This is a genomic window from Lysinibacillus sphaericus OT4b.31 (genome assembly GCF_000392615.1).
In the GTDB taxonomy this organism is placed as follows: domain Bacteria; phylum Bacillota; class Bacilli; order Bacillales_A; family Planococcaceae; genus Lysinibacillus; species Lysinibacillus sphaericus_B.
The window spans coordinates 2,508,345-2,521,771 of record NZ_KB933398.1 but is presented as its reverse complement, the minus strand read 5'-3'; the positions used below and the strand labels follow the sequence as shown (position 1 = coordinate 2,521,771).

The 13,427-nt window shown below is 36.6% G+C and carries 12 protein-coding genes and 1 pseudogene; all 13 read right to left on the bottom strand.

Translation table 11 applies throughout. The annotated features are described in order from the left end of the window. Positions 1–165: 165 nt before the first annotated feature. The 13 genes and pseudogenes from recQ to H131_RS11530 all read right to left on the bottom strand — a co-directional run bounded on the left by recQ (position 166) and on the right by H131_RS11530 (position 13,350). Entirely contained in the window at positions 166–1,926 is a 1,761-nt protein-coding gene (gene recQ, locus H131_RS11575) for a DNA helicase RecQ (protein ID WP_010859325.1), read from the bottom strand. 8 nt (positions 1,927–1,934) lie between these two features. Then, positions 1,935–3,038 carry a TcaA NTF2-like domain-containing protein gene (locus H131_RS11570; RefSeq protein WP_010859324.1) on the bottom strand — a complete coding sequence of 368 codons (1,104 nt, stop codon included), beginning with the start codon at positions 3,036–3,038 and terminating at the stop codon, positions 1,935–1,937. A gap of 235 nt (positions 3,039–3,273) precedes the next feature. Then, positions 3,274–4,455 (bottom strand): MFS transporter, encoded by a 1,182-nt coding sequence (locus H131_RS11565; RefSeq protein WP_010859323.1) that lies wholly within the window; start codon positions 4,453–4,455, stop codon positions 3,274–3,276. Positions 4,456–4,831: 376 nt separating this feature from the next. Further along, the gene (locus H131_RS11560; RefSeq protein WP_010859322.1) at positions 4,832–5,611 is read right to left on the bottom strand and encodes a GNAT family N-acetyltransferase; all 780 of its coding nucleotides are present in this window, start codon (positions 5,609–5,611) and stop codon (positions 4,832–4,834) included. Between the two features lie 462 nt (positions 5,612–6,073). Beyond that, entirely contained in the window at positions 6,074–7,612 is a 1,539-nt protein-coding gene (locus H131_RS11555; RefSeq protein WP_010859321.1) for a DHA2 family efflux MFS transporter permease subunit, read from the bottom strand. Positions 7,613–9,012: 1,400 nt separating this feature from the next. Beyond that, positions 9,013–9,409, bottom strand: a pseudogene (locus H131_RS25375) (IS3 family transposase); the annotation flags it as partial. A 140-nt stretch (positions 9,410–9,549) separates the two neighbouring features. Next, positions 9,550–9,678 (bottom strand): hypothetical protein, encoded by a 129-nt coding sequence (locus H131_RS25870; protein ID WP_010859319.1) that lies wholly within the window; start codon positions 9,676–9,678, stop codon positions 9,550–9,552. 507 nt (positions 9,679–10,185) lie between these two features. Further along, positions 10,186–10,395, bottom strand: a complete 210-nt coding sequence (locus tag H131_RS11550; protein WP_010859318.1) for a hypothetical protein — start codon at positions 10,393–10,395, stop codon at positions 10,186–10,188. Between the two features lie 105 nt (positions 10,396–10,500). Next, complete coding sequence (locus H131_RS11545; RefSeq protein WP_010859317.1) at positions 10,501–11,082, bottom strand: hypothetical protein; 582 nt, start codon at positions 11,080–11,082, stop codon at positions 10,501–10,503. 1,011 nt (positions 11,083–12,093) lie between these two features. After that, on the bottom strand, positions 12,094–12,354 hold the full coding sequence (locus H131_RS11535; RefSeq protein ID WP_010859314.1) for a hypothetical protein: 261 nt from the start codon (positions 12,352–12,354) through the stop codon (positions 12,094–12,096). 152 nt (positions 12,355–12,506) lie between these two features. Then, a complete protein-coding gene (locus H131_RS24420; protein ID WP_010859313.1) occupies positions 12,507–12,671 on the bottom strand; it encodes a hypothetical protein in 165 nt (54 codons plus the stop codon). A gap of 2 nt (positions 12,672–12,673) precedes the next feature. Next, positions 12,674–12,832, bottom strand: a complete 159-nt coding sequence (locus tag H131_RS24415) for a hypothetical protein (RefSeq protein ID WP_196228887.1) — start codon at positions 12,830–12,832, stop codon at positions 12,674–12,676. Positions 12,833–13,152: 320 nt separating this feature from the next. Beyond that, positions 13,153–13,350: an S-layer homology domain-containing protein gene (locus H131_RS11530; protein ID WP_010859312.1), complete on the bottom strand. Its 198-nt coding sequence runs from the start codon at positions 13,348–13,350 to the stop codon at positions 13,153–13,155. Positions 13,351–13,427 lie beyond the last annotated feature (77 nt).

Genomic DNA, 13,427 nt, shown 5'->3' with positions numbered 1-13,427 from the left:
AAAATAAATTTAAGTGAAAATTTTCATCTATACAGAAAGAAGCTGGCTGTCTCCAAAAAAAATTGAGACACCAGCTTCTAGTCTGTTTCATGTTTATATTTATAATGTCAAACCATTTGGATATTCTTGAAGTTGCTTGGCTTGTAAATAAGCGCATTCATCCCTTTACTCCGTAAAAGCTTGTAATGCATCGAAGAAACGTTTGCCATATTTCTCAAATTTCACTTCCCCAATACCACTGACGTTTCGAAGTCCTTCTAGCGCTGTAGGTTTTTTATCACATAACTCACGCAATGTCTTATCAGAGAATACAACAAACGGTGGCACACTTTCCTCATCAGCAATTTCTTTTCTCAACAGTCGTAAATGCTCAAACAATGGATCATTCTCTGCAAGCTTACGTACAGTGACGGCTTCTTTTCGCATTACTTGGTGTTCGCCAAGCAGCACTGCTTTGCCTTCTTCAGAAACATAAATCGTCGGAAACGTGCCATGCTTGACGGCAAGTAACCCCTCCGCAATTAAAAACTCAATAAAGTTCGATACTTCCTTGGAAGAATGACCTTTTAAGATGCCATATGTCGACAGTCTGGTAAAACCAAATTCCAAGACTTTTTGGTTTTTTGAGCCAATTAAAACTTGCGCCACCATCGTTTTACCAAATTTCTGTCCCATGCGCACAACACAGGCTAATACCTTTTGCGCCTCTAGCGTTACATCCTTCACTTCACGTCCATCATTACAATTACTGCACCGTTCACACGGCTCACCTGCTACCTCACCAAAATAAGTTAAAATGGCATTTTGCAAACAACCTTCTGTGTGACAATAATCCACCATGGTTTGAAGCTTTGCTAACTCTTGGGCAATTCGAGTTTCATCTTGTGTTTGCTCGATTAAAAAACGTTGTGTCTGGACATCTCCAGATGCATAAAGCAGAATACAAGCACTTGGCAAACCGTCACGACCTGCACGACCCGCTTCCTGATAATAACTCTCCATATTACGTGGCATTTGATAATGAATAACAAAACGGACATTACTCTTATCAATTCCCATACCAAATGCATTGGTTGCCACCATGATGCGGGCTTCATCCTTCAAAAAGCGTTCTTGCTCAGACATACGCATGTCCTCAGATAACCCTGCATGATATTTAGCAACAGATACACCAGAGCGAGATAACACCTCATACAACCCGTCTACCGCTTTCCTAGTCGCCGCATAAATAATGCCCACTTCATTATTGTTTTTTTCAATATAATTTTTTATAAAACGTTCTTTGTTTTCACCAATTAACACTGAAAAAGACAGATTTTCACGTGCAAAGCCGGTAATGACTGTCGCTTGCTCGTCAATATCTAATAATTGTCGAATATCTTCGCACACAGCGGGTGTTGCAGTCGCAGTAAGTGCTAAAACAGTCGGCTTGTGAGACCACAATGTAAATAACTTTTGAATGGCACGATAGCTTGGTCGGAAATCATGGCCCCACTGGGATATACAATGCGCCTCATCAACGGCAACTAAAGGGACATTAAAATGAGATAGTGCTTGTAAAAACGATGTACTTTCTAGTCGCTCTGGGGCAATATAGAGCAACTTTAAATAACCTGCACTCGCTAACTGCATCGTTTCATCTACTTCCTGAGCTGTTAACGTACTATTGATGTAAGCAGCAGGTATATTTGCTGCACGTAACGATTCTACCTGATCTTGCATAAGTGAAATTAGCGGTGAAATGACAATTGTAATCCCCTCTGACATCAGTGCAGGAATTTGATAGCAAATGGATTTCCCACCGCCCGTTGGCATCACGCAAAGACTTGACTGCCCACTTAAGGCCTGCTCTATAATTTGTGCCTGTCCTATGCGAAATGAATCGTAGCCAAAGTGGTGTTGTAACATTTGTCTTGCTTGCTCCATTCTATACCTCACTCCTCAGCAGTAAGACGAATAAGCTTATATTCGCCCTGTTCATTTTTGAAAATTTCATATTTCATCAGGGAGTTGGCAAGTGCCTCCTGCCCCGCTGAATTTGTCAGCACGTACTCTGTTTTTGCTCGTACCACAATATTTTGTCCTACCATGTCAATACTTTTAATATTTGTATTTGAAAAGTGGATTTTTGCATTTTTTGATGCGTAGTAAGCTACCATGCTATCCATAGTACTTTGTAAATCATCTGCACCCGTTACTTTTTTCATCACACTGGCATCATTGATTGTGACGGCAGCTTTTAAATGTTCATGAAAAGTATCAATAAAAATTTTCACTTCATCGGCATTGTAAGCAAAAACATTTTTACCGTACTTTTCTACCGCTTGTTTGACGCCCTCTTTATCCCCTTCTTCAATATAAGGGTACAAGTTTTTGGATTGTGATAAGCGATCCTTTGTTTTCATCCCCTCTGCAATCCATTCATCTAATAACTGTGCAATATCTTTAAATGGCAGTATGTATGGTTGTGAAGCGCCGTTGTGCCGTCGATTAAAATAAATGCCCACGATTTCACCATTCTCTGCTGCCATTACTGGGCTTCCGAGTGGCAATTCTTCATCCGCATCTACATAATAGGCAGCTACTCTATCGCTATATTTATTGATGGTGTGTGGTAAGCCGTCCACATAAACAGCCAGCTTATTTAATTCACCACTATAGACAACTGGCACATTTACTGAAGCTTTGTACTTAACTTGTAAAATCGCGATATTATAAGCAGTAGACATATAGTAAACATCAGCAGCAACTGTTTTATCGTTACTAAGTTGTACGAGTGCAGTAGGCTTCGAAGCAACAAGTGCACCATTCGTCACAATATAGAGCATATTCGGCTCCTGTTTCACAATAATACCTGCACCGATACCGTTCTCCCCAACGACTTTTACCTCTGGTACAATCTTTTGTTCTGAATTACTCACAGACTTTTCCGTTTTTACTTGTGCCTTTTCCGATTTAAACATTTCAGCAACCGATTGATCGCCACAGCCTGTTAATAGCAGACTTGCCGCGCCGATTATGAGCATCTTTTTTCGCATACGTTCACCAAAACTTTCTATTTAAGCATCTTTCCTCTTTCCTATCATAAACAAGGTTTTCAAACGTTTCAAGTTTACATAATATTATTATTTATTCATCTTGTGAAACCAGTCCAAGCTACTATATCTATACACCTATTGAATTTCTATATAGCTATAGTCTTTCATGTACATGTACCTAGAGAATGTGCTTTATTGGCATGAAAAGACATGCTACTTTTTTGCAGCATGTCTCTTAATTATTTTTCTTTAATCTATATGTTGAACCAATAATGCCAAGCATCAAAACGATAAAAATGACATACGTAAAGGCATGATTACCAGTCAAATCATAGCAATAGCCGATTAAAATAGGAATGATTGAACTCATCATAAAGCCACCAGATAACACCATTGATGACCAACTGTTTGCTTCTTCATGATTGCGTGCTTCATCAAGTGGTAATAATAAACCAATCGGAAATAAGCCACTTAAGACAATACCAATGATGAATACGGCTATCCATAACATAGCGCCAAAGCCTATCCATAATAATATAAAACCTATAATCCCCAGTGACCCTAATGTAAGTAGCCATGTTATACGGTTTGACCACTTCTCCATCAGCATCGGAATCAAAATGTTGCCAATCATTTGAACGATGGACATACATGTCAACATAGAGCTGGCTGCAACAAGTGAAAAGCCTTTATCCTGTAACATTGGCGATAGCCATGACATCATCGAAAAAAACAATGATGTTTGTAAACCAAAATAAACTAGGATTGTCCATGCACGACGGCTTGTCCATGGATTGCGTGCCGCTCCTTGTATTTTTTCTCCTTGAATCTGTGAAGGACCCTGCTCGTTTCGCACAACAACCGACCAAACAACGAGTGCAATAACTGCAAGCGCTGCCCAACTGCCAAGCGCTACCGTCCAGTTTTGATTAAAACGATTATAAAATGACACGCTCAATGATGCACTCAAAGTCGCGCCCGTTCCAATGCCAAAAGAATAAACGCCAACGACTGTAGCAAAGCGATTCGGGAATTTCCTCTTAATATAAGCATTAAGAATCGGGCCGATTATCGCAATGGCAAAACCTGCTGTGAAGCTTGTGACGACAAGCAGTAAATAACTTTCCTCTACAAACCGCAAGCCATTTGCTAGGGCGACGATTACTACCAGCAGCATGATGGCCGTCTTTGTTCCAAGCTTTTTTTGCAATGGCACTGCAACTGGTGCAAAGAGCCCCATACAAAACACCGGAATTGATGTTAATAGACTCATCTGAGTATTCGAAACATGAAGCGATTCCATCATTATCGTAAACAGTGGTCCAATAGCGGTCACAGCAGGACGCATATTCAGTGCCACTAGAAAAATACTGACAACTACCAAAACCATCGAAATTGTCCATTGCTTGTTTTTCATACTTTATTAAAACCTTTCCTCATCCAATTCACTACTAGTAAAGCATATTCTAGGAATGAAAACAATTTCAAACCTCTGATTCCTTTTACTGCAAAAGTCAGCCCTGTACACAAAGTCGACTACTTTTCTAAACGTATGTCGTAATCTTGAATTGTCCAGTCGCGTTAAAACGTTTTGGTGTCACGAATTGCCTAGCAATAACCATTTGATTACTCCCAATTCCATTTACGACTCCATAAAGGCACCAAAGAGCCACACCCAATTGGATGTGACTTGCACTGTATTTTTATCAATAGTAAGCACTATATGAGCTATTTCTGATAAAGTCGTAGAAAGCTTTAATAAAATGTCCTTGTGGTACACCATACACGCATACTTAGCTGTTATTCGATGGTGAATCGCAAGGATACGCATAAGCAAGACAACAAAAACCAAATTTTTCGAGAATCGGTCTACTCATCGGACTAGCATCGACTGTAAGATAACGATAACCTTGTTCAAATGCTTTTTGTGCCCTTGCTGCTAGAAGTGCCGAATAATAGCCTCTTCCTCGGTAGTCAGGCAATGTTGAACCGCCCCATAAACTGACAAAGGATGACTTGTTTTCAGTATACATCCATGCCGCACTAACAAGCTGGTCATCTTCATAAACACCATAAAGGTGCAGTGCTTCCGGTATAGCTTGTTTGGCCCGCCATAGTCTGTTGCCCATTTCTAGATGTGACACATGCCAAATAGTATCTTCTAGTTTGACAATATCTTGAATACCTTGTTCATCCTTTATTTCCTGCAAATGGAGCGGTGTTGTCTCCGATAGTAGCACATGCTGTTCTTCCAATTTTAAAACCATCACCGCTTCCGGATCTTCGATTGTAAAGCCTTGCTGAGCAAGCCGCTCCTTTAAATTTGACGGCTTATCATAACTATATACTTTCCATTCAAAAGGCTGATTCAGCTTTCGAAAATAGTTAACTTCTTGTTCAATAACTTTTTCTACATTAACATCGGTTAAGTTAGACGCAATAATAAAACTCTTCTCACCAAACTGGGATAGGTGACGCACAACATCTGCTGTTGCTTCTCTTTTGAAACCCTCTACCTCTGCATATTGTCTTAGCTCTTTATGAAATTTTGAAATAAGCGCTTCTTTTTCCATGTCTAACCCCCGTCCTTCATCGTTGAAGTCTGTTTAATAGCTCAAACCATTCGTTTAAATACCGAATGAACAATCACACATTGCGAACACAATAACTATGTTACTATACCCACACTAAAAAACAAATAATTCCTGTAATTCCAACAGTATACTTCTTATATTGAATGGTTCATGAAAAGGTCCCTTTAAATCAATGAGCTGGTTAAATGTAACATTGTAAAGCTATGGCCGCGTCTGAAAAGAGATGACAGCAGTATCTTTAACTACATATCTACTAACAGTGGATTAGTGGAATAGAAGAAAGTGGTGAAATATGCATACTCTCCTTTTGTTTTATAGAATATAGCATGCGGATGTTAAAGCAATTGCTTATAGTAATCGAGCTTTGAAGAATTGGTGATTGTGAAATAAAAAAACCGGGTGGTGCCAGAGCTAGGCATCACCCGATTTTCAGTATATTTATCACACTTTACCAGTATCTACATGTTGAACAACAACTTCTTCATCCGTCTTATCTTCTTGATTTGGTTTTACTCTTTTAATAAAGAAAGCTAGAATGAGTGCTATAACCGCAATCAATGTAGAAATGAAAAAGGTAAAATTAATACCATGTAACATTGCTTCATTCATGATTTGTTGTTGTATTTCAGTTGTAGCCTGTGCAGATGGTTGAGCTGCACTTGCACCCATATTTGCCATTGCGTCAGCAGCTAATTCCTCTGCTTTTACTGTCGTTTGATTGTTCATTACAGTAATCAACAACGCGGAACCAATGGCACCTGATACCTGTTGTAGTGTATTGTTCATAGCTGTTCCGTGTGGATTATTTATCGCTGGTAGCTGATTCAAACCATTTGTCATGACCGGCATCATGACCATTGACATCCCAAACATACGGAAGGTATACAGCAGCACAAGGGTAGAATAAGCCGTATCCATACCAATTTTGCTAAAGTAATAAGATGTCACAACGGTAATGGTCAACCCACTCACGGCCAAAATTCTTGCTCCATACTTATCAAAGAGTTTCCCTGTAATGGGCGACATAATCCCCATAACAATTGCTCCAGGAAGCATTAATAGGCCAGAGTCCATAGGTGAAATTCCACGAATGGTTTGTACATAGATTGGCATCAAGATCATTGCTGAAAACATGGCGACCGCAATCACGATTGAAATGGCCGATGACAAGGCGAACATTGGATATTTGTAGATACGAAACTCAAGCATTGGATCATCCATCCGAAGTTGACGTACTATAAAGGTAATTAAAGCAAGTGCACCAATTATAATCGTACCGTACACGAGTGGACTATCCCATCCTTTTTCCCCTGCAGAACTAAAGCCATACAGCAAACCACCGAATCCTATGCTTGATAAAACGAGAGACATGAAATCAAGCTTAATAGCGCGTTGTGGTGTGACATCTTTTAATTTAAAGACTGCAAAAATTAAGGTTAAAACGGCAATTGGCAGAACAAGATCGAATAACATTCTCCAGCTGTAATGCTCAATCAACCATCCAGAAAGAGTCGGTCCAATCGCTGGAGCTGTAATCATCACAAGACCAAACATGCCCATTGCTGTCCCTCTTTTTTCAACTGGAAATGCGGTAAGCATGACATTCATTAATAACGGCATCATAATCGCGGAGCCTGAAGCTTGAATCATTCGTGCCCCTAATAACACACCAAATGCAGGTGCAATACTAGCTAGGAGTGTGCCCAAAGTAAACAATAACATTGCTGTAATAAATAACTTTTTATCAGAAAAGCGCTGAATGAAGAACGCACTCGCTGGTATTAAAATACCGTTAATAAGCATGTAACCTGTAGAGAGCCATTGTACTGTAGTTGCATTCACATCGAATTCTTCCATAATAGATGGAAGGGCAACGTTAAGTAATGTTTCATTTAATATAGCAACAAAGGCCCCGATAAATAAAATGGCAATCATGCCGTATGGCGGTTTTTTTTGAACAGAATTGGTTTCCTTTGACAAATAGAATCAGTCCTACTTTCTACGTTAAATAAAGTGCATTGTTGTAAGGCGGCCACTCTTGCCGCTGCCGGCTGCGCCCACTTCCCTCGATTATAAGGAACCTCCTGCCAACTGTGCAGCGCTGACAATTTCTTGTATACATGTCTTTTGGTGCTTTGGTTTATAGCGACGCTTGAACCTCTTTTCTTAAGCCAATGATGGTCTTAAGAAAATCGTCGAAGGTATCAATAGGCCCCTTGATTTCATCCTCAATATATTTGCGGATAGTAATCACTTCGTTCTTGCGCTGGCACGTTTCTTCCTCTAATCTGCTGATTCACTCCTTCATTATTTCCATTTCACTTTTCACTCGTTTTTGCTCTTGCAATACTGAATTCATAGCAAACACTCCTTAAAAAATAAATATAAGGGTTGACTAAAGAATTAATTGTATAGTATAATTAAAATAGGGATAATATACAAAAAATAATTATAAAATGTCTATCCATATAAATTTACCACAAGACCTCATTTTTTTCAATGTAATTGTCGATTCATTTATGAGTAATTTTGCTATTTCTTCTAAAGAATCTGCATGATAAAGTTTCTCCTCCGTTTTGATACCATTTCAAGGATTTCTCTTCATAATGACCCATTCATACTTTACCAATAGTATATCGTTTTATGTCAATCGTCTTTTGAGACAAGAAAGCTTCTTCAATTAAACGGTCCTTACATTTAATATAAAAATGAGTAGTATTGAATGTTCTCAACGTCAATACTACTTTTTTCTTTTGTCTTCCTCTCGGACAACACCTGTGAACTAAACAAAAAGCATGCTCATTAGACTCACAAAGAGCACTCCTCTTCCTATAAATTACTTTGTAAAGCTAACGGCCTATCATTGTATGTGAAAATAATTTCCGAGAGACTAGGATTACAGCTTTAATATGACTTTTAAAGTGTCTGGACATGTTTTAGTAGAAACGACATTTGTCTCTTTATTCAGTAACAGTTTATAGGTAGCTGGAGCAGGAACTGAGGCCAAGCAATAGCTCAAATAACGATAAACGTCGATTTAATAATGTTTATCGACTATGGAACATATCTCATGATATACTGTGAAAACGATGCAAAGTACAACAACAGTTAGAATAGAAATCCCATAATATCAACACTTTACAGGTTTTATCGTATTTTTGAACTGTGCAAGATAATGCTTATTATTGCTTAATTTTGGGACTGAATTGGAGCTGAAAAATATTGCTTGGCAGCGTATAAATGGGACTATATAATGTAACTTTGAAATAATATATAGGTGAAATAATCTTACGAACCTTGATATATGAACCAAAGAAAAGAACATGTTTTGAAAAAAGAATAGGAACTGAACCCTCTAAATGAGACAGTCTAAAAAAGCATCATCCAACCGGTTGTCGATATTGTATCGGCGACTGGTTGTTTAGTTTTGTGTGAATTCGAGTATTGTTATAATAGATGAGATAATCTCGTACGGTTTGCTCTACAATTACCGTTGTAGTGTGAGTTAATCCGTCGATGTAGAACGTTTCTGACTTAAGTGAGGCATGAAACGATTCAATGGGGGCATTATCAGCGGGCGTTTCTTTGCGGGACATGCTCATGGTATTGCCTTTTCCTTTTACAACTTCTTGATATGCTGCCGATGTGTAAACTTAACTTTGATCGCTATAATATACACCCTTCTAGAAATGAATTAATTTGAGACAAAGTGTCCAAGACGAACGCCGTGTCCTGACAATCGCCAATGGCTTAAGCCACTATCTCTCCGTTGAAAACAAAAAAACGGCCAGTGAAGCCAATCCTCAAGTCAGATTTAAAACATGTATCATGCTCCCGCAGAATACCGTAGTCTCCCACACGCCCCATTTTTCTATTTTCCAACACACGACTCATCATGTGATTCTGCTCACTGGTCATTAACTGTGATCCATACGCTCACGTGCATATGCGTGCCTAAAACCACGACAACCACGCTCAGCTTGCTCACCCCCTTGTTTGCACGCAACATGGACACCATCCCTCACCGTAGAATAAGACACATTCACTATTCGCTCTCCAGGAGATTTATGTGCCATCCAGCTTTCCAGTCGTTACTCTAATCTTTGTGGTGGGAATTTATTAATTCTACTTTTTTTCCGATACTTAAGAAGAACAGGAGTTTAACAAACGCGAAGTTACATACTTTACTTTTTATTACTAATAATAATTCTTACAGCAATGGTGGACACTTGGGGTGAAACCAATAAAACAATTATGTATGGAATTGCGATTATGAGTGTCGTTAGCTTAGTAATTATAAAATCAAAAGAAAAAAAAGCTCCAGCGCTCAGCTCCTAGTCGAAGGCTGAGTGCTGGAGCTTGAATAGTGCTTTTTATGTTTATGGGACAAAAGCTTATGATGCAACTATAGATGGTCAAGGACTTGCATATAAAAAAGATGTCACTACTTATGAAGTATCATTTTAGATAACATTTATATTTAAAGGAGTAATAGCGATGAGTGTGAATTACCTTGATGTTTTTTTGCTTTTTGGTTATAAAAATATAATTAATTATATTTTTAGCTCTTCTAATTCTAATCTCTTTTTCTCTAAATTTAATTTTTCTTTCTCTAAATTAAACTTTTCTTTATCTAAATTGAACTTTTCTTTTTCGAAATTTAATTTTTCTTCTTTAAATTTATAATATTTTTTAGTTGAAGAAATACCCATAATCAAACAAACAATTACAATTAGTGATGTTAAAAATAAAAGTAACTCCATAATTTCATCTCCCATTCACATTAATTCAGAAAATATTATAAGATATGATAAAAATTATTGAATAACATACAAATAACAAAAAAGACCCTAAAAGGCCTTTTTTTGTTATTTAGCACATTCAAAGCTATACGTATTTCCAATCTTCCACCAAGCTTTTTTCGGTTCTCCAGTAAGACCAGCGGTATCTCCACTATCCAGAATAGGTCGTCCACCATGCTTGTAACATGAATCAACTAAATACTTCTTTTCTTGCCAGTTCATATATTTACCTGTGAAATAAATTGCAGCTCCAGTTAATAAACCAATAACTCCAGCTCCAACCCATACTATTACCGGAATTGCATATACTACAGCTTCATCATTATTTTGAGTACTCATAGTAATTTCTTTTAATTCAGTTACTCTATCTTTAGAAATATTTTTTAATTGTGATTCAATACTATCTAACTCTTGTTGACTAAAATCATAATATGCAAGAGCTCGTTCTTTATCAATATTCATTAAACCATCATCAGTAAAATAAACACTCAATCCTAAAGCTTCTATTTTTTCAGCTGTTAAATTATTAATTTGCAATTCATTTGTTGAATTGATACTTTGAGCAGCCGAAACACCAGTAGTAATTGTGAAATTCACAAACAATAAAACTGAAGCGATAACAAAAAACTTCTTCATAATACTTTTCATAACAATAAAATACCTCCTAATTATATTTAAAAATAAACCTTTTCATTTCAATAGAAATATTATTATCCCTCCTCATCACTTTTTGAACACACATAAATACATATTTTTACATTTAAAGTAAATTTTATGTTTTTATATATATTATGTATATGATAACAGAATTTTACATAAAAGGGTAGTGATTATAAATACTATCCTTTTATATCATTCCTTTAATCACCCGTGTAACGCATAGCCAACACCCAACGATTCTTACCATGCCCCAGTTCTGAATGAATTTGGTCCATCACTTTCTTAGCTGCTGCATACAGTTACTTATCATGCTCCCTCAGAATACCGTAGTCTGCCACACGCCCCATTTTTCTATTTTCCAACACACGGCTCATCATGTGTTCTGCTCACTGGTCATTAACTGATCCACACGCTCACGTGCATATGCGCATTGCACCATCTTATTAAATCAAGGAATGAATGTGAAAGTAATTTCGGAAAGACTTGGGAATACGCCTGATATGATTTTTAAAGTGTATGGGCATGTTTTAAAAGAAATGGAAGTGGAAGCTGTTTCTTTATTCAGTCACAGTTTACAGGTAGTTGGGGCAGAAACTAGGGCTAATAAGTAGTGTACATGACTATAAACCTTGATTTAATAATGTTTATAGACTATGGAACATATTTCATGATATACTAGAGCCATTGTGAAAAAAGGAGGAACTTGCATGATTCAAGTAAGTAATGTAGGTCTTCGCTATGGCGATCGTAAACTATTTGAAGACGTAAATATAAAATTCAATAAACTTAGTTTACTTAAACCATTTTATGAAGAAATGTAGATAAATCGTGGTTTAAATCTATATTTAAAATGTTTTAGGTATATGAACAAGTAAGAATAAAATTCTATTACCTTCTTTAACTAAAACTATACACTACTCATCTATTTTTCATCAAGTACTGAATCGAAAAGGAAGGCAAATAAAAAAAGAGGGAAATTACCCCTCTAAGTTACCTCAATTATCTATAAACATATGTAGGAAAATCAGTTAAAACAATATATTCTCCACAATTTTTACAATCGATTCTTAATTCCTCTACTCTAATGTCTAAATCGCTAAACTCTTTTGGCGGCTCATCTTCATCAAAGTTTTCATCAAGTTTAATTTCACTAATTCTAAACCTATTACCTAAATCATTCAAGCTAGCATGTCTACCTACAGTTTTGGGAGTTAATTCAACTTCTGTTTCACACTTTTCACAAATAATATTTATTTTCATGCTCTAAACCTCCAATACAGTATTTACCTATATATTACCAAAATGAACAACACAAGGAAATGCTTTTTTATTGAATTGTGAATTTTGATTTAACCTGTTGAATTACTACAACAAACAAAAAAAGAGTGTACCCAAAAGTACACCCTAGTTACTTAATCCTTTGTTTTATTATCTCTTTCCGATTTGTAATAGTAAAGGAAAATATTTGCTAGTACCTCTTCCAAATTTTCTTTAGCTTCGGCTATTTCTTCAGGAGTAGCTTCTCTATCTGGAGGTTTAATTTCTTTTAACACAGGTACATTCCTAATCTTCCCCATCGTTATCCTTCTCTTTCAATCATCTTTTTACTAAGGTAATTTCGCATTACTTCATTTACTATTTTTCTACATTTTAAAATCGCTTCTTCACTTGGTTCATTAAGCGCCCTTCCTACTAAAGTGTATTTTCCGATTTTCATAATAGTTTCTTTCCCCACCATACATTTTCCTTTCTATTTACTGAACCCTATTCCTTATTTATTCCTCATAATCTCAGTTAGTTTTTTACGAAAGTTCATAATTGCTTCTTCACTAGACTCATTAACTCCTATTACAGTGCAATTGTATTTTCCAACCTTTATCTTTATAGTTTTACCACTCATCCATCCATCCATCCTTTCTTTATATCTAATTTCCCTGCTATTATTCTTATATGCTAGATTTCATGTAATATTCTTACAACTAATTTACTAATGTAACAGATAAAAAAATTAAGTAAAAAATAAAAGGTGAGACAAAAATATCCCACCTTATGTATCTATTACTTTACTATGTATTCATAATAACGTTTTAGCATTGTAGCCATTTGTTGACGAGTTAAAACTCCAGAAGGATTCATTGATTTACCGTCACCTTTAATGATTTCTTGTGAAATTGCCCAATTCCATGATTCTTTATGAGTAGCATCAACTGCCTTATCTGACTTAATATTAGCTTTATTTTTCAGTTGTTCTTTCACCTTTCCACACTCCTCAATACAGAACATTCGTTTGTATTTGATCAAGTGAAATTTGTGGAAATAAAAAATGCCCAGGT

Excerpts from the sequence above, each read along its gene's own strand:
- recQ (WP_010859325.1), bottom strand. The coding sequence starts at position 1,926 with ATGGAGCAAGCAAGACAAATGTTACAACACCACTTTGGCTACGATTCA.
- H131_RS11570 (WP_010859324.1), bottom strand. The coding sequence starts at position 3,038 with ATGCGAAAAAAGATGCTCATAATCGGCGCGGCAAGTCTGCTATTAACA.
- H131_RS11565 (WP_010859323.1), bottom strand. The coding sequence starts at position 4,455 with ATGAAAAACAAGCAATGGACAATTTCGATGGTTTTGGTAGTTGTCAGT.
- H131_RS11560 (WP_010859322.1), bottom strand. The coding sequence starts at position 5,611 with ATGGAAAAAGAAGCGCTTATTTCAAAATTTCATAAAGAGCTAAGACAA.
- H131_RS11550 (WP_010859318.1), bottom strand. The coding sequence starts at position 10,395 with ATGGAGTTACTTTTATTTTTAACATCACTAATTGTAATTGTTTGTTTG.
- H131_RS11545 (WP_010859317.1), bottom strand. The coding sequence starts at position 11,082 with ATGAAAAGTATTATGAAGAAGTTTTTTGTTATCGCTTCAGTTTTATTG.
- H131_RS11535 (WP_010859314.1), bottom strand. The coding sequence starts at position 12,354 with ATGAAAATAAATATTATTTGTGAAAAGTGTGAAACAGAAGTTGAATTA.
- H131_RS24420 (WP_010859313.1), bottom strand. The coding sequence starts at position 12,671 with ATGGGGAAGATTAGGAATGTACCTGTGTTAAAAGAAATTAAACCTCCA.
- H131_RS24415 (WP_196228887.1), bottom strand. The coding sequence starts at position 12,832 with ATGGTGGGGAAAGAAACTATTATGAAAATCGGAAAATACACTTTAGTA.